Source organism: Dyella sp. 2RAB6, from assembly GCF_052115385.1.
Classification (GTDB): domain Bacteria; phylum Pseudomonadota; class Gammaproteobacteria; order Xanthomonadales; family Rhodanobacteraceae; genus Dyella_D.
Map to the genome: position 1 here is coordinate 282,350 of NZ_JBFRGP010000002.1, position 24,014 is coordinate 306,363.

The window sequence follows — 24,014 nt, forward strand, 5'->3', positions numbered from 1 at the left end:
TCAGTTCACTCGCTTGATCGACAGCCCGCTTTGCGCTGCGAGGTCGTCCGGCGCCAGCAGCGGATCCGCGAGCAGGGTGTTCCACCAGGCACTGCCGACGTTCTCCGCGTTGCCGATCGCCGATGTGCCATAGCCCTGCCAATCGATCGACTGTGCCGTGTCGCTGGTGGTGCTGGCACGCAGGACCACGATATAGCCGCCGGTGTTGGCAGACCATCCATAGGTTTGCGCACTTGCGGCCACCATCACGCTTTGCCCGTTCCAGCAACCGCCGCTGGCCACCACGTTGAGGCTGACCGTCGCCGTGGCACTGAGCTTGCCATCGCTGACCGTGTACGAGAACCCGTCGGTGCCGGTATAGCCATGGGCCGGACGGTAGGTGTAGCTGCCGTCGTAGTTGCGCGTCAGCGTGCCATGCGATGCCTTGCCCAGGGTCAGCGTCAGGCAGTCGCCGTCCACGTCGCCGATCAGGCAGCCGAAGTCGATGCACACGCTGCCGTCCTTCTGCAGCTGGAAGCTGGCGTTGCGGGCGGTCGGCGCGTGGTTCACCGGCGCCACCGTGATGCACACCATCGCGGTGTTGGAATCGACCGTGCCGTCGTTGTCGCGGTAGCTGAAGCTGTCGGTGCCGTACCAGCCCTTATTTGGCGTGTAGGTGTAGCTGCCGTCCGGGTTGAGGCCGAGCGTGCCGTGGCAGGGGCCGCAGACGATGCGTGCGGTGAGCTTGTCGCCGTCCGCGTCGCTGTCGTTGGCGAGCAGGTCGATGCGCACCGGCGTGCCGGCATTGGTGGTGGCCTGGTCGTCGCGGGCGACGGGCGCGTGGTTCGGCGCCAGCACCGTGATGGTCACGGTGGCCGGGGCCGACTTCAGCTGGCCGTCGTCGGCGACGTACACGAATGTATCCATGCCCACGAAGCCCGCCTGCGCGGTGTAGCTGAAGCTGCCGTCCCAGTTGCGCGCCAGTGTGCCGTGCCTGGGCGTGGCGGTGACCGTGGCGTGCAGGCTGTCGCCGTCCACGTCGGTGTCGTTGGCGAGCACGTCGATGCGCGTGGCCTGGCCGGTGCGGGCGATGACCGCATCGTTATTGGCCACCGGTGCCTGGTTCACGTGCGCCACGCGGATCCACACCATCGCCGGATTGGAATCGAACTGGCCGTCGTTGGCGGCGTAGGTGAAGCCGTCCAGGCCGTACCAGTTCGCATCCGGCGTGTAGGTGTAGGTGCCGTTGGCGTTGAGCGCCAGGCTGCCATGGCTCGGGCCGCACAGGATGCGCGCGGTGAGCGGGTCGCCGTTGATGTCCCAGTCGTTGGCGACCGGATCGATCTTCACCGTGCTGTTCTCGTTGACGTAGGCCGCGTCGTCGAAGGCCAGCGGCGGCAGGTTCGGGCCCAGCACCGTGATGGTCACGGTGGCCAGGTTGGAATCCGCCTTGCCGTCATTGGCGACGTAGGTGAACGTGTCGGTGCCGGTGTAGCCGCAGTCGGCGGTGTAGCTGAAGCTGCCGTCGGCGTTGTGCACCACCGTGCCGTGTTTCGGCCCGTTGACCATGCGCGAGCCCAGCGCGTCGCCGTCGGCGTCCGTGTCGTTGGCAAGCACGCGGATGTTGGCGGTCTGGTTGTTGTGCACGCGCGCCGTGTCGTTCGCTGCCACCGGGGCCTGGTTGGCGGAAGCCACCACCAGGCGCACCGTTGCCACGTTGGACAGCGACTTGCCGTCGCTGGCCTGGTAGGTGAGCGTGTCGGTGCCGGTCCAGTTGCCGCTGGACACATAGTTCAGGCTGCCGTCCGCGTTGCGGGTAAGCGTGCCGTGCGCCGGACCGGACACGATCACCAGCGACAGTGGATCGCCATCGGCATCGGTGTCATTGGACAACGGATTGAAATTCAGCGGCAGGTTCTGCTTGCCGTCGAACGTATCGTCGTTGGCCACCGGCGCATGGTTGGTGGCACGCACCGTGATGGTCACCGAGGCCAGCGCCGAATCGACCACGCCATCGTTGGCGACGTAGCTGAAGCTGTCGGTGCCGCTGAAGGCCGCGTTCGGCTTGTAGGTCAGCGTGCCATCCGCATTCACGGTAAGCGTGCCGTTGGCCGGCTGGCTGACGATGCGTGCGCTCAACCCTGCGTTGGCGGCGCGGCCGGAACCGGCGTTGACGCCCGTGCTGTTGTCGATGTCGCTGTCGTTGGCCAGCACGTCGATGGTCACCGGCACGCCCTGGTCGGTGGCGGCGGTGTCGTTCACCGCGACCGGCACGTGATTTACCGGCGTCACCGTCAGCACGATGGTGGCCACGTTCGAATCGACCGTGCCGTCGTTCACCTTGTAGGTGAAGCTGTCGCCGCCGGCGTAGTACGTGGTCGGCGTGTAGGTGTAGCTGCCATCGGCATTGCGTACCAGCGAGCCATGCGCCGGACCGCTGACGATCGCCACCGACAGCGGATCGCCGTCCACGTCCTTGGCATGGCTGCGCGGATCGAGCGCGACGGCGCCGTCCTCGGCCACCGTGGCGCTGCCGTCCTGCGCCGTCGGTGCGTGATTCACCGGCGTCACGGTCAGGGTGATGGTGGCCACGTTGGAATCAGCGGTACCGTCGTTAACCTTGTAGCTGAAGCTGTCGCTGCCGCGGTACAGCGCATCCGGCACGTAGGTGAAGCTGCCATCCGCGTTCTGGGTGAGCGTGCCGTGCGCCGGGCCGGTGACGAGGATGGCGGTGAGTGCATCGCCATCGACGTCGTGGGCATCGCTGCGCGGGTCCAGCGTCAGGCTGCCGTCCTCCAGCAAGCTGGCGTTGGCATCGGCTGCGGTCGGCGCGTGGTTGATCGGCGTCACGGTCAGCTTCACCGTGGCGACGTTCGAATCCACCGCGCCGTCGTTCACCTTGTAGCTGAAGCTGTCGTCGCCGCGGTACAGCGCGTCCGGCACGTACTGGTAGCTGCCGTCGGCCAGGCGGGTGAGCGTGCCGTGCTGCGGGCCGCTGACGATCACCGTGGTCAGCGCATCGCCGTCGACATCGCTGGCGGCGTTGCGCGGATCGATCGCCAGCACGCCTTCCTCGGCCACCGTGGCGTTGATGTCGGCAACGGTGGGTGCGTGGTTCACCGGATCCATGGTGAAGGTCAGCGTCGCCACCGCCGAGCTCAGCTGCCCGTCGCTCAGCTGGTAGCTGAAGCTGTCGGTGCCGCGGTACAGCGCATCCGGCGTGTAGGTGAAGCTGCCGTCGGCGTTGAACTGCAGCGAGCCGTGCAGCGGGCCGTTGACCAGGGTTGCCGTCAGCGCGTCGCCGTCGACGTCGGTGCCGTAGCTCAGCACCTGGCCGCTGTAGGCCTGTTCCTCCGGCGTATGCAGCTGGGCGTTGACCGCGATCGGCGCGTGGTTGACGTGGATCACCACCAGGCTGACGGTGGCCACCGGGGAATCCGCGGTGCCGTCGTTGGCCACGTAGGTGAAGCTGTCGTCGCCGTAGAACAGCGCGCCCGGCGTGTAGGTGTAGGTGCCGTCAGCGTTCTGCGTCAGCGAGCCGTGCTGCGGCTGGTTGACGATGCGGTAGGTGAGCGTGTCGCCGTCCACGTCGGAGCCGAGCGGACGCAGGTCGATGATCGCATTGCCATCCTCTTGCAGCGTCACGTTGAGGTCGTTCGCACCCGGCGCATGGTTCACGTGCGCGATGGCGAGATCGACCGTGGCGAGGTTGGACTGCGCCTTACCGTTGTCGAGCAGGTAGGTGAAGCTGTCGTTGCCGTAGTACAGCGCGTCGGGCACGTAGGTGAAGCTGCCGTCGGCGTTGAAGGTGAGCGTGCCGTGTGCGGGCCCGGTGACCACGGTGGGCGTGGCGCCGGTGGCGTTGACGTCGTTGCCCGTCACGTTGAAGTTGACGGCGCTGTCCTCCTGGTCCTGCACCAGGTCGTCGTTGGCCTGCGGCAGGCCCATCAGGGCCACGTCGCTGACGGTGACGTGGCTGCCGGCGGGGCCGAAGCCGATCAGATCGAACGACAGGTTCACTGCGGTGCCGGCGGCGATGCCGCGCAGGTCGACCAGGTAGGTGCGGCTGCCGTCGGCGTTGGTGACGTAGCTGACGCCCTGGCCGAGATACGCCGTGCCGTCGCCCTGCAGGTTGAGCATCGATGCGGTGTGGCTCAGGCCGATCGCGCCGCCGAGCGAGGCGCCCGTGGCCGCATCGAGCAGGGCGGCTTCGAAGGCGTCTTCGGGCATGTCGCCGGGATTCTGCAGGGCGATGCCGCTGACGGTGAAGCGCAGGAAGGCGTTGTCCGCAGTGACCACGAAGGCCTGGTTGATGCGGGACTGAGTGGTACCGCTCTCGTAGAGAGTGGCCTGGCCGGTGCCGACCGACACATTGCCGCTCGCGGTCCAGTCGGACGAATCGGTGAACTGCCCGTTGCCCAGTGTGGCGTAGACGACGGGCTGCTGGCCCGCCTGGGGAACGGACGAAGCCGCTGCGCCGCCAGTACCGGGGGCAACTTGCTGGGTGCCGTTGACGGTTGCCTGCAGGGCGGCGGCCGCTGCCGCCTGCTTGGCGATCAGTGCCTGGATCGCCTGCAGCGACAAGCCGGCCGGGAGACGGCGCACGCCGGGTTGCAGCGTGGTCGACATGATGTCGTCCGCCGCATCGGATACGTCGCTCAGGCCGAGTAGGTGGCCGTACTCGTGCAGCACCACGGTCAACAGGTCGTACTTGCCTACGGCAGCGCTGCCGGGCCTGGCGACCCACACGCCCGGATCGGAAGTCGGCAGGAAGTCGTCGTTGTTGCCTATGTCGGTGTAATACCAGCCTACGTTAGCCGCGGTCGGATCGATGCTGATGGCATGCTCGATCGTCTGGCCGAGGAGGCCGCCCTGCAATGGCGCGACCTCGCTCTGCGACTGCGCGGCGGCGCTGGCCAAGGCGGTGCCACCCACGCCCCACAGTTGCGAGGCCGAGCCGAGGATCTGCGTGATGTCGTGCTGCAGCTGGTCGGCGTCGATGCCGACCGTTGCGCCGGAGCCATCGGGCTGTCCGATCGTGCCCGCTTCCTGATGGCCGCCCCAGGTCGCCGTGAATGCCTTCGCCGCGGGCGGGGAGGTGGTGACGTGGAAGTGGTTGTAATGGCTTTCCGTCACGCGCACAAAATCGCTGCCCAGGCCGAGCGTGGCAACCAGCTCATTGATGCCGATCTTGATGTCGGCGAACTGGTTGAGCGTTTCGCCGATGAACATGAAGTCCAGAAGGCCCGAGAAGAGCGAGGACTTCATGGCCTCGTTGACCATCGGAATGGCGTTGTAAAGGAAGTTGTTGCTGGACGACAGCAGCATCAGCGAGGCGATGTCATTCCACATGGCCTGCTTGTCTGCGTTTACTCGCGCATTGCTCGACCACGTCACGCCGTTCCAGTACGTAATGATCTGCTGGACCGTGGGTTTGATGACATGGCCCTGGGCGTCGTGCTGCACCGGCATGTCCTGCACATTGGCATTGGTGTATGCGCCAGGATGGGCGTGAGCCGAAACAGAAATGGCCTTGATGTCCTCGGCCATGCCCACGTCAAAGGCCATGCCTACGTCGTGGCTGCCGTGCGCTGCGGGCGTATGGAAGTAATTGGAATCGGCTACGCCGTTGTAATAGAGCTGCGGATTGATCTGCATTCCCGCATTCGTCTGCGCCTGGGCCGTTTTGTGCCACGCCAGCATGTCGTCGCGGATCCAGCTGGTGCCGAAATGCTCGAGATTGTCCTCGCGCTCGTCGGTCATCCAGCTGGTGCCGGCGCTGTCCCGGGCGCGGCCAGTTGTCGGGCTGTTTACATCGTAGGAGCCGCCCAGCGAAGTCCAGATGTCCATCCAGTGCGGAGCGTTCCACGCGTTGAGATAGCTGAAGAAGTGGCTGTCGGACGCGCCGATGGAGAAATTAGTCAGATAGGCATGAAGCTCTCCACGCGCATGCGCACCACCGGCCCTGTCCCGCCCATGGTGATTGTCGAGATGGGCGGCCGTATCGCCGTTGTAATTGACGACCTTGTCGAACAGATTGAGCGCTTCGACAAACTGCGTGGTCCATTTGCCGTTGACCGCAAACTCGTAGGATTTGACTTCCTGCAGATTGCGGTCGCCCTGGCCGTCCGGTGCGTTGCCTTCGCCGTAGGCGGGGAAGCCAAGATACTTCAGCCGCTGTTGCACCCGCCACAGCATCAGCGGTGAGCTGTTGCGGTCGAGCGTCGAGCTGGCTGAGGTATCGAACGCCGAATAGCCCGGGTTGCCAGTGCTGCGGTCGCCGAAGATATCGCTCTGCGTCGCCTGGCCATTGGTGTTGGTCGGGTCGTCGTAGTCGTTGATGTTGACGTTGAGGCAGAACGTCCGCTGCGCGCCGTTCACGGTCACGGTAAACATCAGCGAGATGGTCTTCGCCGGAAGCTTCTGGCCGAGGCGCAGGATGTTCTGCACTTCGCTGTCGGTGATCTGCGGCGCAATGAACAGCACGCCTGAATCGGCGAAATGCCACTTGCCGTCCGCATCCGCGCTGCCGCTGTCGATGATCGCCGTGGAGGCCAGCGCATTGGCAGGGTTCAACTGTGCGGGGTCGGTGACGAGCATGCCGTTGAGCGGCGCGCTCATCAACTGGAAGTTACCCAGCGTAGCGCCGTTGCCGACCACGCCATGCACCAGCGCGCTGAGGTCGAAGCGGCCCAGATCGCCATAGCGCACGGGAACGTTGGTGATGCCCTGCAGCGAATTGCTCTGCAGCGCGTTGCCGTCGATCTTGATGTTGACGATGTTGTCGGTGGCGACGCCGAAGGTACCGCCGCTGTTGTCATAGCGCACCGGCGGCACGCTCACGGGAGCGCTGCGCGCCGGGCTGTCGCGATCCACCGGTACGTAGGGTGCGCTCTGGTTGGCAAAGCTGTGGGCGAGGGCTGCCGTGGTCAGGTTGTGTACGTCCCACACCAGCATGCCGAACGAGATCGGATCGGTGATGGTCACGCCCGAATCCATGAAGTTCGCGAACAGCTGCTTGCCGTCGGCGCTCATGGTCAGCTTGTCCAGCGACAGGCCCGGAATGGCCGTCGTCGAACCCAGGAAGATCGGGTTGGCCGAGAACGGATTCTGGATGATGGAGATCTTGCCGGAGGCCGGGATGAGCTGATAGTTCGGCAGGTCCAGCGTGATGCCGCCGGGCATCTGGATGAACGAATCCGATTCCGAGCTGGATGGCAGATCGTAGTCGGCGATGAAGGCGAACTGCCCGTCCGGCGTGACGGCCACGCCCGACGGGCGATGCACGATGACATCGAAGGCGCCGTTCGCGGTGCTGCCGGACGGCGTAAGCGGCAGTGTGGTCGCTGAGGGCTCGCCGTTGAAGTTGCCGGTCTTCGGATCCAGCGCCAGCTTGATCGACTGCGCGCCGCTGGTGCCGCCGTTGAGATCGCTCATCACGAACGTGCCGGGCGTGCTGCCGGCGGTGATGTACAGCGGGGCATAGCTATGCGTCAGGCTGGCGCTGCCCAGGACTCTGGAGCTGCCTACGGTCACCGCGCCGCGGTAGTGGCCGGTCGCCGGATCCACCGTGAGGTTCACATTGTCGGTGAACGAGTTGAGGTCCAGGAAGAACGCATTGCCTACCGAGGTCACGCGCCGCGCCGAAGCTATGAAGACCTGGCCTCTGGGCGCGGTCGCGCCCAGGTAGCGGCCTCCGCTGATGGCGATGTCGTAGATGCCGCCGGGATCGCTCGCTGCGTCGATGCCCAGCGTATCGGGCAGGGCGATCTGCTCGATCAGGCTCAGTGGCTGGAACACCTGGGTCTGCGGCTGGTTCTGCGCGTTGGTGTAGGCGTACTTGTACGCATCGATATTGATGCGCCACAGGCCGTTGGCGGTAACGCCGTTGTTGTAGGTGCCGCCCACCGATACGTACAGCCAGCCCTGGTTGATGACCAGCGCCGAGATATCGCCGGTGCAGCCCGGAATCTGGATCGGCGGGAACGCCGCCTGCGACAGCGTATCGATCACATAGATGCTGCCGCTGCGGCCGGCGATGAAAGCGGTGCCGCCGTTCGCGCTGATCGCGATCTGGTTGCTCTTGAAGCCGCCGATCGGCGCCGGAGCGTTGTTGGCGATCGGGCGCAGGTCGAGCTGGCCCAGCCTGGTCAGCTGGGTCGGGTCGACGACCTGCGAACCGGACGTGGACGGGCCCTTGTAGAAGTACACCTTCGAGTTGTCGGTCGTGATCACCACGTTGTTCACCGGCATGGCGATGGCGCCGCTGACGGTGACGCGCGGATCGGGACCGCTGTGCGCGGCGGTGGCGTCCTGCCGGACTATGCGCAACTGCTCCAGCGACAGCGCGATATGGCCGGCGAGATTGGCTGGCAAGACGATGGTGAGCGTGTCCAGCCCGTTCGCTGACTGCACCTGGCCGGCGGGCAGCGCCCATGCGTAGTTGCCCACGCCATTGCCCTGGCCCGGCTGGGCGTTGAGGTATTGCGTATCCCAGGTCGCGTCGGTGCCCAGCGGACTTAGCCATGCATAGAGCTGCCCGTTGGGGCTGCGCGATGCCAGGTTGTAGCCGGTGATGACCAGGGTGGTCTGCCCCGGTGCGGTATTGCTCAGGCTCAGAGAGGCGATCGTGGGCGCCTGTTGCACCGGCGTGACCGGCGGCGCGGGAATCTGCGGCAGGTCAGTGCTGTACCTGCCGGTGGCCTGGTCGACGGGGATCTGCGTCTTGTAAGTGGCGCCGTAGGTGTAGCTCATCACATATATCGGCAGCAGCGGATCCACTGCGCGCAGCATGCTGTTCCAGACGGCGCTGGACAGGTCCGCACCCGGCGACCAGATGTCGTAGCCGATGCCCACATTGGTGGCCTTCAGCGCACCCGTGCTCGGATCGCGCTTCACCGCACTGGCCACCAGGAAGGTGCCCGAGCCGGTGATGCCGGGGAATGGTGGCGAGGCGGTGCGCGCGACGCCGCTGGCATCGACGAAGCCGTTGTCGACGATCCACCAGGTGTCGTGCACCACGCCGAGTTCGTCGGTAATGGTGCCGCGCTCCAGGAAGAACACCTGGTCGCCTACCTGCAGGTTGTCGTCCAGGGTAACCGGCACGGCGAACTGGATCGGCTCGGAGGTGTTCTGCGTGCCCAGGTTCAGCTGGAACGCGGCGAGCGTGCGCACCTGATCGGCCGGCGGCGCGTTCATGCCGGCGACGCTGGCGACATCGGTGAGGGCGACATCCTGGATCGCCACGTTGGTGTCGGTACCCAGGGCACCTGAGCCGAACATGGCCACCACGCCGCTGTTGGTCGACACGGCGCCACCATCGGCGCCACTGATCTCGACGCCTGCGGCGGTGCTGGCCTGCGCGGCGTCCACGTGGAGGTCGACGTTGAACTGGCCGACCACCTGTTCGTAGACGTTGCCGTCGGCATCCACCTCGCTCTTGAGATGGATGACATAGATGACTACATGCCCCGGCTTGAGCGCGGTGACCACACCGGTGGCGGAGACCGTCGCGATGCTCGCGTCCGAACTGAAATAGAGCGTGCCGTCGTGAGCATCCTGATGCGCCTGCGATACGTCGACCATGTTGCCGTCGTCGCCGGGAATGCTCACATGCAGCTGGCGCGACGCGCCGGGTGTGAGCGTGACGGTGCCCGGGTAGACCTCAGGCTCCAGCCCCAGATCTTCTTGCGGGCTCTCGGCGTCGGCATCGTCGGAGGTATCCGGCGGTAGAGCCTGGGCGGCGTTCACCACCTGGTAGGCAGAGACGACATGGCCGTCCGCGCCGGTCCAGCTCACCACCACCAGGGCCGGGCCCTCCGACTTGGCGATGACGATGCCGCGCGCATGGTCGATCTGGATCGGTGTGCCTTGTGCGCCGATGCCGCTGAGGTCGCCCGCCTGGATGGAGAAGTACGACGGCGATGCCGATACGTCGACGCCGGTCTGGTCGGCGAAGTCCGCGGTGATGTGCAAGGTCGCGCTCTGGCCGGCCTGCAGGCCGGGCACCGGGTCGACGTGGATGGCCAGCAGCGGCGCGCCGCTGACCTGGATCGGCAAGGTGATCGGTGCGCTGCTGGCGTAGCCGTCGTCGGCCACTAGCACCACGCTGGCGCCGCCGGTATAGCCCGGATCGGGCATGAACAGCAGCGAGCGGCCGTCTTCGCTGAGCGTGGCGGTGCCGTGCGTGGCCGAGAGGATGCGCCAGAACACGTCGTCGCCATCGTTGTCGACGGCCAGCGACGAGAGCGGCACGCTGATGCCGAGTCCGGCGTGAGTGAGCGGAGGCGTTGCCGGCAGCGCTTGCGCGACCGGCGGCAGGTTGGCGCTCCAGCCGTAGTTGGCGTAGAGCAGCTGGCGATCGGAGGTGCCGACCTGGCCGTCACCGTCGAGATCACCGGCGGGCAGTCCGCCGCTGGCGTCTTGATTCCATAGTGCCGTATCGGCGCCGTCCACGTGGCCATCGCGATTGAGGTCACCGGCGATACCGATCGTCACACTTGCGCTGCCCTGGCCGATGAGCCGGATCAGCTTCAGGCCGGCCGCGTCGATCCGTACCAGGAAGGTGTGGACGCCGTTGACCAGGGTGGTGCCGAGGATCTCGCCGCCCACCACGTCCAGGCCGGCCTGCGGGTCGCTGAACTGCGCACTGATCGCGACGATCAGCACGCCCTGCGCACCGGGCGATTTGATGGTGGAGGCCAGTTCGCTGTCACGGATCTGGAACGCGATCGACGTCGGCTGCGTCGCGGACAGGGTGCCCGACCACTGATTGGCGGTGCTGTTGCCCAGCCAGCCGGCGGCGGTGCCGAGGTTGGCCACCGGCACGTCGGCGTAGGGCTGGCCGGACGAGCCGTAGCCATACGGGGTGCCCTGGCTCGCGCTGTCGAGCGCGCGCGCCAGCACCAGGCGGCCAGCGCTGTCGTAGCGATAGATGATGGTGCGGCTCACATCCGCGGACAGTGGTCCGCCGATGCTGACCACGCGGCCCGCGCTGTCGCGGATCACGCTCACGCGTGCGCTGCCGCCGACTAGCGCGACGCCGGCATCGGAGACCAGCCACTGCACGCCGTCGGCGAAGGCGACAGCGGTGAGATGGCCTTGCGCATCGAGCGAGTAATGGGTGCCGTCCGGCGCCGTCAGCACGTAGCCGGCCGGTTGCCACGGCAGGCCGGTGATCTGGTCATACAGGTGCGAGCCCAGGCGTTGCAGGTGCGCGGCATGGGTCGCCTCCAGCGTCCAGCCCTGATCGGTGCCGAAGCTCGCGTGGTATTCCACCGGCGCGGCGGGATCGGAACCCAGCCGGATCGCTTCGGCGTTGAGGGTGAAGCCGAGGTTGCGGATCGCCGGCAGCGCGGCCGAGAGATTGTCGGGCATGCTCAGCCAGACCCTGGCGCCGATACCCCAGGCGGCGGTGGCGCCGCTGGCCGTGGTGGCGGACTGGTCGCTGATCAGGCTGGTATCGAACCCGCCCAGGCTCCAGTTGCCGATGTCGCCGCCGAGGCCATCGCCGAACTGGCGATTGATGGTCAGGCCGTGTCCGCCAAGCACGTAGGTGACGTCGGTGGCCTGGCTGCCGAGCGGGCTCTTGTCCGCCGTGTCGACGACGAAGCGTGCGTCGATTTCGCTGGTGCGGCCGCTGAGATCCCAGGCGCTGAGGCGCACCTGGTACACGCCGTTGCGCAGCAGTGCCGGATCGAGCGAAGCCAGCTCGAACGACTGCTGCGTCGCCTGAGCGGCCAGGTCCTGGCTGGCAATGGTGCGCCAGGCGCTGCTTCCGAGCGGAGCGATTTCCAGCTTGTAGCCCATCAGCTGCAGGTCCTGCACGGAAGCTTGCAGCAGCGTGGGCAGCGAGATAGCGGCCGGCTGGCCGGTGATGGCGCCGGTCGCCAGCGCACCCTGCCACGCCAATACCGGCGCCGCGGTGTCTGCCGGGTCGCGCACGCGCAGGACGCTGTCCTGGGTGCGGGTGAAGCCGTCGGCATCGGTCACGCTGACGCGCACGTCGATCAGGCCCGGCTGAGTCGCCTGCAGGCGCAGCCGGCCAGAGTTGTCGAGGGCGACGGTTTGCCACTGGTCGCTGCCGATGCCGGTACCCTTGATCTGCACCACCGTCTGCACGATCGGGCTGAAGCTGCTCGAACGCACGGTGACCAGCACGTTCTGCCCGGGCAGCAGGGGTGCGCCGGGCAGCGCATCGATCAGCACGTCGGGCGCATTGGCTGCGGCGTCGGCCACGGCGCGCAGTACGAAGGTCCGCTGCACGGTCGCGCGGCCGTCGCTGGCGATCGCGGTGACCACGAAGTCGCCTTCCTGGCCGGGCGCCGGCGTCCAGCTCAGGCGGCCATGGGCGGCGTCGTAGACGGCGCCATCCGGAAGCGCGTGGAAGGACAGGCTGAGACCCTGGGTCTGGATTGTGCCATCGGGGTCGCTGGCGACGATGCCCGTGCCCTGGCGGCCGAACTGCACCGGCAGGACCAGGGTCTGGCCGATCAGCGTGGCATGGCTGCTGACCGTCAGCGTGGGCGCGCGGTTGGTATCGAACACGCGCACGTGCACGGTCTGCGTGGTGGTCAGCGTGCCGTCGGTCGCCTTGAAGGTGAAGGCGAAGTCCTTGCTGCTGCCGTTAGCGTTGTCGACCGTGTCGAAGCCGGGCGTCCACTCGAAATAGCCGGTGGCGCTGTTGAACTGGATGCCCGCGGGCGTGCTGTCGTCATAGATCAGCGACATGTTCACCGGGTCGCCGTCGGCGTCGAGGCCGCGCAGCGTCATCGACAGCGTGTCGCCCTCGCTCACCAGTTGGAGCGGCATCGGCAGGATCACCGGCGCCTGGTCCACGTTGGCGACATGCAGTTCGAAACTGCGGGTGAAGGTGGCCGAGCCATCGCTGCCTGTCACGCTGAAGCGGTAGGTGCCCGGGCTGGTGCCGTTGAGGTTGTCGCTTTGCGCGGCGAAAGGTCCGGGCGTCCAGCGCACGGTCGCGTGGCCGCCGGTGGAGGCGCCGGGCACGTCGAACACCATGCCCGGCGGCAGGCCGGCGGCGGTCCAGCTGATCAGATCGGCATCTGCATCGCTGGCGAACAGGTCCATCGAGAAGGCACTGCCTTCGCTGGTATTCAGCCGCACCGGTGTCGCCGGATCTGGCGCGTCGGCGACCGCCTGCCCATTCACCTGGATGCCGAGCAGCTGAGGCGCGGCATCGGCCTGGCGGACCAGGATGCGAATGGTGTGGCGGACCACGTTGGGCAACGGATTGGCCGGGTTCGTGTAGCCCTGGTCCTGCGGCGGCAGGCCGCTGTCGGTCACTGTGAAGGTGATGTCGTGCGGGCCGATATCGTCGGCTGTCGGTGTCCAGGTCAACAAGGCGTGTCCGTACTGGACCTGCATCGCCAGCTGGGCGCCCAGCGGCAGACCGTCGGCACTGATGTGCAGAGCGTCCTGGTCCGCATCAGCGATGGTGATCGGCAGGCTGATGGGCTGGCCGGCCACGGCGACGATCTGCTGCGGCAGATTGAACACCGGCGGCTCGGTCACGCTGCGCGCGGTGAACACGAAGCTCACCGCGGAAGCAAGCACGCGGCCCGGATCGCCGTCGCCGTTGTCCTGGGCCACCAACGTGATGGTGTAGTCGCCGCGATCGTTGTCGCCCGGTGCGAAATGGATGACGCCGGTGACGTGGCCGTCCACGCTGGACGGATTCTGGGTGTAGGTGGCGAAACGCGGCAGGCCGTTGATGGTCAGCTGGATCGGATTGCCGTCGACGTCGGTGATGTCCACCGGGATGTCGAGCGTGGCGCCCTTGTCGACGGTGACGTTGGAGATCGGCGCGATGACCGGCGCGCGATTGGTGTCGGCCACCACGATCGGAATGGTGACCTGGCTGGAGGCCGGCGTGCCGGTGCCGTCGCCGTCGTCGGTGGCGATCACGGTGACGTGATAGGTGCCGGCCTGGGCGTAGCCCGGGGTCCACACGATCTCCAGCGTATCGGGATCGAACGTTGCGCCCGCGGGCAGACCCAGCACCTGATAGGTCACCGGCGAGGCGTCGGCATAGCCGGAATCCACCAGCTGTCCGTTGCTGGAAAGACGGATCTTGGGTGCATAGCCCGGATGATCGGGGTCGAAAGCGAACACGCTGATACGCAGCGCCTGGCCTTCCGAGGTGTTCCAGGTGTCGCCCACATTGGCATCGAACTGCGGAACGCCATTGGCGTTCAGCACATTCAGGGAGATCGTCCGCTGCACGCTGCGGACCTGTACGTCGCCGCCCGGCAGGGTGTACGTCGCCGTGAGGGTGACCGCAGCGGTGTAGCTACCGTGCTGATCGTAGCCCGGCGTCCAGCTGAGCCAGCCGGTCTCGGTGTTCAGCTGCATCCCGTTCGGCAGCGAGGCTGCCGAGTAGCTGAGCTTGACCACGGTGCCGTCGGCGTAGGTGGTGCCACCGGGCAGGCTGCCCGCCAGCTGCAGGGCGAATGCATCGCCTTCGCGCAGTGTCTGCGCCGCGACCGGCGCCAGCACGGGGGCTGCCCAGGTCTGCGCGACGATCACGTCGACCAGCTCCGTGACGGTGGTCTTGCCGTCGCTCACGGTGATCCGCACGTTGCGGTAGGTGCCGGCCTGGTCGTACGTCGGCGTCCAGCTGAGGGTGCCGGTCCGGGCATCGAACGAAGCACCCGGCGGCAGGTTGCCGACGCTGATGGTCAGCGGGTCGCCGTCGGGATCCGAGGCGACCACGGGCAGCGACATGGACTGTCCTTCGTCCAGATAGATGGCGTCCGGCGCGTTGATGATCGGTGCGCGGTTGCCGCTCGCGACCGTGATGTGCAGTGTGCGCAGCACGGTGCCGCCGCGGCTGTCCTGCACGCGCAGCACCACGACGCTGTCGGCCAGCGCGTTTGCGCCGGGTGTCCAGCTCAGCGTAGCGGTGGAGTGATAGATCCCGCTGCCGTCCACGCTGTAGGTGGCCGGCGGCGTCAGCAGCAGGCCCGGTGGCGCCTGCACGACCTCCCAATAGAACTGCGTGCCGTCGCCGTCGAAGGCGTCGACCTGCGCGCTCCATGTCTGGCCGATGGTGGCCGGCTGCGGGAAGGTGTCCGGCGCGGTTGTGGTGCCGACCGGCGTGATGCCCGGCGGCAGGTTCGCCTGCGGCACCGCGTAGACGCCATGCCCCAGGTTGTACTTCGCCAGGTCGGCCAGGCCGCCGCCGAAATGGCTGGCCGGCACCACGCTGATGGTCTGGTTGGTCAGCGTGGCGCCCACCGCCAGCTTGCCGCCCAGGGCTTGCAGCGCGCTGGTCAGATCCAGCACCCACAGATCGGACTGATCGCCCGTGCCCTGCGTGGCGCCATTGATGCTCATACCGAAATACGCACCCGGATCGAGCAGCAGCATCAGCGGGCCGTGCAGGTCGTCGGTGCCGATGTTCTTCAGGCTCACGTCGTAGCTGACCGCGCCGGTGCTCTGGTCGGAGCGCGTGTTGCTGAAGGTCAACTGCACCTGCGTGCTCATATCCAGCAGCGCGGTAAAGCCGCTGACGGTGTCCTGACCGATGCGCAGCTGCGCGGCGCTGCGCAGGTTGCCGCTGATGGTGAGCTGGTAGTGGCCGGCGGGCAGGCCGGAAACGTCCAGATAAGCGGTGTGCGTGGCGGCATCCCAGCGCACGCTGTTGGGGGTGATGGTGGTGGCGCCGATGAGCTGGAAGTTGCTGGCGTCGAGCACGCTCGAGGCATCCGTCAGCGCCGACTGCGCGTCGCTGCCCAGCCACATGTCCTGGTCGAACTGCACGGCGATCTGGCCGACCGGCAGCGGGATCAATGCACCATCCGGCACGCTGGTAGCGATCACCTTCGGCGCCTGCGCCGGGGCGATCACGTCGATGTGATGCGTTTCGGCGACCAGGATGCGGCCGTCGGCAGTGGTGAGGATCGCCTCGCCCTGGGTGCCGCCGCCGGCGAGCTGCAGCACGCGGCGGGTGGCCAGTTCGATCGTCCACACCGAGGAGCCGGTGGTGGTGTCGGCGATGCCGGCCACCTGCACGTGCTGCGGCAATGCACCGGAAGCGACCAGCATGCCGTCGAGCAGCGAGCCCGGCGCACCGAAGGCGATGCTGTCGACCACGCCCTTGATGCGGTATTCCAGTTCCGCACGGCCGAGGGTGATGCCGCTCATCGGGAAGCTGATGATGTCGGTGCTGCCGTTCGGATCGGCGGCGGTGATGTCGCTGCCGGTCCAGCGCACGCCCCACAGGCGGCCGTCCGGACCGAACGCGAGGTCGCCGACGCGGGTGTTGCTGAAGTGCTGCCAGGCCTTGTTCGGATCGGTGGCGTTCGGGTGGAACACCTCGATGCCGGCGCCGTCGGAGACGTAGATGTCGCCGGTGCCGGGCTGGATCGCCAGCGCATGCGTCAGCGGCTGCTGGCTGGGGCCTTGCATGCGGCGCAGGATCGCGCCGCTGCCGGCATCGACCTGCAGCAGTTCGTTGCCGGTCATCACCCACAGCTGGCCGAGCGCGTCGACCGCCATGTCGAGCACGGGCTGGTCGAGCACGAACAGCGGCGTGGTGCCGTGGCCGCCGTCCTTGCCGTAGCGATAGACCTCGTTGCGCTGCTGGCCGGCGCTGACCAGGATCGACTGATCCGGCAACTGCACCATCGCCATCGCACCGATATCGGCCGCGCCGGTGGCGAAACCGTCGGCGAAGCCGCGCACGGCGAACGGCGCGAGCACGTTGCTCAGGTCGCCGGCATTCACTGCCGCGACCGCACCCGGCAGCATCTGCGTGGCCTGCTGGAACAGCGGGTTGTTGTAGTAGTTGCGGTCCTGCGGCGCCTGCGGCACCTGCGCGGTCTGGTCCACGCCGGGCGTGACGCCGAGGCCGTCGAGCACCTGCTGGCGCGCGCCGTCATCCGGCAGCACGGCATTGCTGACCGAGGCCGCCTCGCGGTTGCCGGCCAGGTCCGTCGCCACGGCGAGGAACTCGTAGTGGTTGCCGGCTGCGCCGGTGAACACCGCTTCGTTGGTGCCCGCGGCGACCTGGCGCTGCCAGATCTTGAAGTCGCCGCCGTTGGTGGCGACGTAGACGGTGACGAAGCGGATGCCGCTGGCATCGTCCTGCGCGTTCCACTTCACGTCGTAGGTCGGCGCACCCTGGGCGTTGTTGCCCAGCGAGGTGACCGCGACGGTGGTGCCGGGCGCCTTCGCGTCCAGCGTGACGTTGAGCGTGGCGCTGTCGATCGGCGGCGTGTCGTCGAAGAACACGCGTGCCTGCATGGCGATCTTCGCGCCGGACGCGGCGCCCGCCGTGGCAGCCACGGTGAAGCTGACGAAGCCCCCGGCATTGGTGCCGGCGAGCAGGCCGCGGCTGGGGTCCTGCATCACTTCGCCGGTGATCGGATCGATCGCCTGCAGCAGCCAGGTGGCAATGCCGGTCTCGGCATCGACGCCCGCACTGACGCGCAGGATGTAGCCCTTGCTGCCGCTGAAGTCGAAATCGCCCTGGAAGTTGGCGCGGTCGGCGGGAATATGGATATTGATGTCGCCGATCTTCAGATCACCCAGGCGCACCGAACGCGGATCGAGATCGGAGTCCAGCGGCGACACGATGCGGATCTGGCCCACGCCCTGGCCGGTCGGATTGCTGAAGGCGAAGGTATACGGCAGCGGCGTCGACGCCGGCACGTACACGCTGCCGTCGGCGGCGACGGCCTGGCCCTGCGGACCTTGCACGCTGATCGCCGCGTTGGTGGCGCCGGCCTGCTGCGCCACCAGCTGCAGGTACTGGGTGAGGTTGAGGCTCTTGCCCGGCAGCGGATTGAACTTGTCGTCGAGCAGGCCCTGCGCGCGCAGGTATTCCAGCTCGGCCTGGCTGCCGACGAAGATCTGGAAGTTCTCGAACTGCAAGGTGCGGCCGGCGTGCTGGTCGTAGTCGGCCGGATTGGCCAGCGCGGGCACCGGTACCTGGATCTCGTCGCCGTCGTCGTCGGTGCGCGTCTCGTAGTGATCGATCGGCCCCTTGGCCGCGTTCGGATCGCCGGCGAACTTGGCGGTATCGCCGTACCACTGCTGCACCTTGGCGAAGAAGCCGAGGATGTCGGCCTGGGTGCGGTAGTTGTCGCCGCCCTTGGACATCAGGATGCCGGCGGCGAGGGTGGCGTTGAGGCTGACCACCTGCGGGTTGGTGGTGATCGGCGGCGCCTGGTCGGCCGGCAGCAGCATGCCGGCGCTTTCCAGCGCGGCCAGCCAGCCGTTGACCCACTGCGCGGCGTCGGCGGCGAGCGTGGCCAGGTTGCTCGGCGCGCTGGCGTCGGCCAGCACGGCGGTGCGCAGCTTCAGCGCATAGGCGGTCTGTTCGGCGATGAACTCGGCGCGGGTGAGCGCGGTGGCGGCGGCCACCACGTTCATCTGGAACGACTCGGACAACGCTTCGATCTTGTAGAGGATGTCGTCCGGATCGGTCGACAGGAAACGTGCGGTAAGGCCCTGGGAAATCTTGTCCAGGCCGCTGACGCCGGCATCGAGGATGCCCTGCGCCTTCCAGTCCGGGCGGGTTGCGTAGAGCGCGTCGCGCAGGCCTTCGAAGTCGCGGTTGATCCAGGCGGTGAGGCCCGGATAGGTCTGCAGGCGGAAGCTCATGCCGACGAAGCCATGCGCGGCCACGTCGAAGGCATAGCCCGGCGCCAGGTTGTAGCCGCTGGTGTTGAGCGTGCCGTCCAGCGACGCCCACGGGATATCCGTGCGCGGCAGGGTCGAGCCGGTCTGGCCGTAGGCCTGGTTGTTGGCGGGCGAGCCGCTGATATTGCCGAACGGCGAGCCGCCGACGTTGGAGCCGAAGATCGCGTAGGGCAGGTTGAGGCCGTCGATCAGGTACTGGTTGTAGCCCATCTCCACCGCGCCGACGTCGAAGCGCACGTACGGCGTGTCGACGTTGGTCAGGCTCTGCAGCGAGACCGAGTAGGTGGCACCGTCGCCCGGATTGAGATTGCGCGGGCCGCCGATGCCGATGGTGACGTCGTCCTCGATGCCGCGCTGGACCAGATAGCGGTTCGCCTCGGTCACGCTCTGGCCGTTGGGATTGATGACGGTGACGTCGTACAGGCCCAGCGGGAACTGGCGCGTGTCGAAGATCGCGCGGATGTGCGTGGCGTCGAGCACCTGCCAGCGATCCGGCTCGGCTTCGTACACGCCGGGGCGGCTGAGCTTGGCCAGGGCGCCGGCCTGGAAGGCCGAGCCGTAGATGTCCAGCGTGACCCAGCGATGGTCGTCGTCGCTGACGCCACCGTTGTCCGGGGTGACCTTGGTGATCGACAGCGGCAGCAGGTCGGCGCGCAAGGTCGCCGGCACCGCATTGCCGCTGCGCGAGCGCACCAGGATGTAGTAGTCGCCGGCCAGGGTGCTGGGGATCACGGCCTGCTGGTCGGCCGCGGATGCATTGCTGTAGGCCGCGTCGTAGGCGTAGGTGGTCGGGATGTCGCCGTAGCGGATGTACAGCTCGTTGTCGCCGCTGGCGGCCATCGAATCGAGCATCACGCGCAGGGTCTGGCCCGCCGCGACGGTGACCTTGTACAGCTGCACGTCGCCGCTGGACAGCGTGGTCTGCAGCGGGCTGGCGATGGCCAGCGGCGGCACCTGGGTCTGGATGGTGGCGGCCGAGGCGGTGAGGTTGTTGGCCTCGCCCGGCGCCATCACCAGGCCGTTCGGGCCGTAGCTGATGCCGCCTTCGTAGACCTCGTTGTAGAGGTCCGGGCGCACGATGATGCGCCAGTGGCCGTCTTTCAGCGGCGGCAACTGCGCGGTGAGCTTGCCGCTGTAGCTGGCGCCGCCGGCGAGGTCGCCGCTGTGGGTGACCTTGCCCAGCAGGATGTCGTCCAGGCCCCACACGTTGTCCATCGACAGATAGATCGCGTCGGTCCACTGGCCATAGGCCGGGTTGGTGGAGTCGTTGACGATGCTGTAGTTCACCGTCACCGAGTCGCCCACCTGGGCCTGCGGCGGCACGGTGACGTCGGTGACCTTGAGGTCCGCCGGCGGCGGCGTCTGCACCAGCATCGGCTGCGGCGCGGCGGTGGCGTTGTTCTGGTCGTTGCCGAACTCCAGCACCTGGCCGTAGGGGCCGGCGCCGAACGCGCGTGCCGGATCGGTGATCACGAATACGTAGTAGGGACCGTCGAGGTCGCGCGGCGCGGTGACGGTGAAGCGTCCGTCATAGCCGGCGCCGGCGCTCAGGCCGCCGCCATGGCCGAGATAGCCGAGATAGCGGTCCTGGTTGACGTCCAGGAAGCGGTCGCGCGAGAGGTAGATCAGGTCGTTCCACTGGCCCTGGTCGCTGGGCGTGTCGCCGCCCGCATTGGTCACGTGGTAGTCGACGCTGAAGCTCTGGCCGGCGACCACCGTGGCCGGCGCGCCGACCAGGCTGACCTGCAGGTCCGGCGGCGTAGCCAGGGTGATCGGCAGCGCGATCGAGGCGACGTTGTTGCCTTCGTTCTGGAACTCCAGCACCGCGCCGGGGCCGTCGCCGGTGACCACGTCGAGCCCGTCGCGGATCGAGCTGGGCTCGCTGTAGTACCAGTCCTTCACCGTGGCGGTGTCGGTCTTGACGATGATGTTGAAGTTGCCGCTGATCGACTGCGGCAGGTGGAAGGTGGCCGACATCGTGTACGACTCGCCCGGCTGCAGGAAGCGCGGCTTGCCGTTGGCGTCGAGCAGCGAAATCGGCTGCACGCGGCCCGGGTTGCTGTACAGCGAGCCTTCGATCAGCGGGTCGTCGGTGACGTCCAGCGAGCTGTCGTTGGACAGGTAGACGCCGTCGTTCCACTGGCTGACGCGGGTGGCGCGGTTGCCGCGGTTGGTCACGGTCCAGGTGACGGTGAGCGAATCGCCGGACTTCGGCGCCGGGTTGGACAGCTGGATGCCGTCGATCTGCAGGTCGGCCTCGCGGTAGGTGATGTCCAGCGGGCTGCTGCCCACGTTGTTGTTATTGGCGCTGCCTTCGTAGACCGAGCTGGCGTAGAGGTTGAGCCCCCAGCTGTTGTCGCCGCCGTTGAGGATCTCGTCGGCGGCGCGCGGCGGCAGGCCGGAGCTGTCGGGGCGAGCGCTGTCGGTGATGACGTAGATGTAATAGCGCCCGTTGGTGCCCGCCGGCAGCGCCACGTTGAGCGTGGTGGTGTAGCTGGCGCCCGCGGCGAGGCCGTTGGTGTTCTGGTGCTCGAACTTGCCCAGCGCGATGGCGCGGCTGGGGATGAAGGTCGGGTCGGTGCTGATGAACACCGAATCCTGCCAGCTCACCGTACCCGGCCACACGGTCTGGCCGTGGTTGGTCACGGTCCAGCTGATCGGGGTCAGTTCGCCGGAATAGTTCTGCGGCTGCACCTGCACCGAGCTGACCTGCAGGTCGGCCGGATGCGGGATCACCGCCGCCGCCAGCGGCGTGGCGTTGTTGTTTTCGTTGAGCTCGCGCACCTGGCTGAAGGCGTCGGTCTTGACGATGATGTAGCTGCCGCTGATGTCCGGCGCCAGCAGCACGCTCTGGTTGACGGTGTACTTCTCGCCGTTGTTGAGCGTGCGGTTCTGCGTGTAGCTGCCGATGGTCCAGACGTGCGTGGCCTTGCTCAGGTCCGCGTTGTCGGCCACGTAGATGGTGTCGGTCCAGCCGCCGGTGAACAGGTCGCCCTGGTTCTGCACGGTGTAGCTGAAGTTGACGGTGGTGCCGGCGTCGATGCTCGGCGGCGCGACGACCTGGGTCACCGTCAGGTCGGGCGGGGTGATGCCCAGCACGCTGATCGGTCGGCCCTTGTAGTCGTTGTTGTCGATCTGCGTCGCGTCGTCCGGATTGATGTTGGCGGCGAGCGTGTCTTCCAGGATGGTGCTGTAGGTGTTGGTCCAGACGGTGATGTAGTACTGCCCGCTGAGCGTGCCGTCCGGGATGGTGACCTGCAGGTCGCCCAGGTAGTCCTCGCCCACGGCGAGGTTGCCGGTGTGGGTGGTGGAGCCCAGCAGCACGTCGCCCTTGTTGGCGCCCGGGCGCTTGGGATCCTTGGCCAGCCACACCGTGTCGGTCCAGCTGTTGACGTCGGCGGTGGCGCCGCGCGTGGTGGCGCTGCCGAGGTTGCTGACCTTGTAGCGCACGTCGATGCTGCCGCCGTGCACGGCCTGGTCGGGCGCGGTGACGCCGCTGGTGACCAGGTCGGAGAACGGCACCGGGTCGATGTAGAAATGCACCGCCTTGCTGTTGTTGCCGTCGCTCGGGTACTCGTCGACGTTGTTGTCGGCGTCGGCCACCACGATCAGGTACGCGTCGCCCGGGAAGCGCAGCGGGATGCTGATGCTGCCGGTGATGTTGGAGTAGCTGGCGGTCGGCGCCAGCGCGCTGCCGTTGTCGAACGTGCCGACCAGCTGGTCGTCGCCGCTGAGCGTGCCGTCGTGCGACAGGTAGACCTTGTCGCGCCAGTGGCCGTTGGCGGGCATCGTGCCCAGGTTGGTGACGGTGTACTGGATGCCGACGTTGGTGCCGGCGGTGACGTGGTCGGGAATGGTGACCGCGCCGACCTGCAGGTCCGGACGTGGCTGCAGCGCGATCGGCGTCGGGTTGCTGGCCAGCAGCACGTCGTTGCCGGCGGCCGCGCCGTACTCGTACACCTGCGCGCCGCTGCCGCCGAAGTTGGCATTGGTGGTGATCTGCAGGCGATACAGTCCTTCGATCTTCGACGGCAGGCGGATCTGTTCGGTGCGCTTGTAGTTTTCGCCGGCCTTGAGCGGGCGGTCGTAGGTGAAGCTGCCGAGCACGATGGCCGCACCGGTGCCGCTGGCGGGCACCAGCTTGATGGTGTCGACCCAGGGGCCGATCGCGTCGGCCTGACCCTGGTTGCCTACCGTCCACGTCACGTCGGCCAGGCTGCCTTCGAGCAGGCTGCTGCCGTCGGCGGCGAGGCTGTCCGGCGAGGACGGCGCGATGCCGGCCGACTGCACCAGCAGGTCGGGCGACGGCGCCAGCGTGACCGGCACGGCCGCGCTGTGGCCGGTGTCGTTGTTGCCGTAGACGAACTCGAACGGCCCGCCGGTGCGCACATTGATGTAGTAATTGCCCTGGATGCCGTTGGGCAGGGTGACCGTGATGCTGCGCGTGTAGCTGTCGTTCACCGCGAGCTGGCCGATGTGGTTGGCGCTGCCGAACTGCGCGATCACGCCGCTGCCGTCGGGGTTGGAGCTGAGCCAGACCTGGTCCGACCATTCGGAGCTGTCGGTGATGCCGATGCCCTGGTTGCTCACCGTCCAGGTCAGGGCCAGCGGCTGGCCGCTGACCGGGGTGCCCAGGGTGGAGACGGAATTCACCTGCAGATCGGCGTACGGCTTGGGCATCACGTCGACGTCGTGGCCGAGCAGGGCCGTGTCGTTCGCAGTGTTGCCGTTCTCGAACACCTGATGGGTGGCGTCGGTGACCACGAACAGCTTGTAGCGGCCGGTGGTGCCCGGCGGCAGCATCACGCTGAGCGCGCCGTTGTAGCTGGCGCCCGCGGCGAGCGCGCCGTTGTGCACGACTTCGCCGATCACGCGGTCGTCGCCGTTGCCGAGCACGCCGTCGGTGGACAGGATCACCCGGTCCACCCACTGCGAGCTGCTGCCGGCGCCGGTGCCGTTATTGCTGACCGTCCAGCTCACGTCGATGGTGGCCGGGTCGGCGATCAGAGTGGACGGCGCCTGCACGGCGCTCACCGCAAGGTCGGCATAGGGCGCCAACTGCACGGTGAGATCCTGCTGCGCGGTGTTGTTGGCGCGGCCATGGTCGTCGATCGCGCTGGTGGCATCGGTGACCACCACGATCTCGTAATCGCCATTGGCATCCAGCGGCAGCTGGATATCGGCGAAAGCGTCATAGCTGCCGTTGCTGGCCAGCGGGCCGCTGTGGGCCAGCTCGGCGACCTGGGTCAGCATGCCGTTGTGCGACAGGAACACGCGGTCGAGCCAGTTGCCGGTGGCAATGCCGCCGCTGTTGCCGACGGTCCACTGCACGTGCAGGTTGCTGCCGGACAGCACCAGGGTCGGGC

1 protein-coding gene (cut by a window edge) is annotated in these 24,014 nt (G+C 67.3%); it reads right to left on the reverse strand.

Features of this window, described 5'->3' with window-relative positions; genetic code table 11:
* On the reverse strand, positions 1-24,014 hold the 3' portion of the coding sequence (locus AB4083_RS05165; protein ID WP_441606684.1) for an Ig-like domain-containing protein. The gene runs 13,573 nt beyond the window's last position; the window shows 24,014 of its 37,587 coding nt (coding positions 13,574-37,587); the start codon falls outside the window, past its right edge; its stop codon occupies positions 1-3.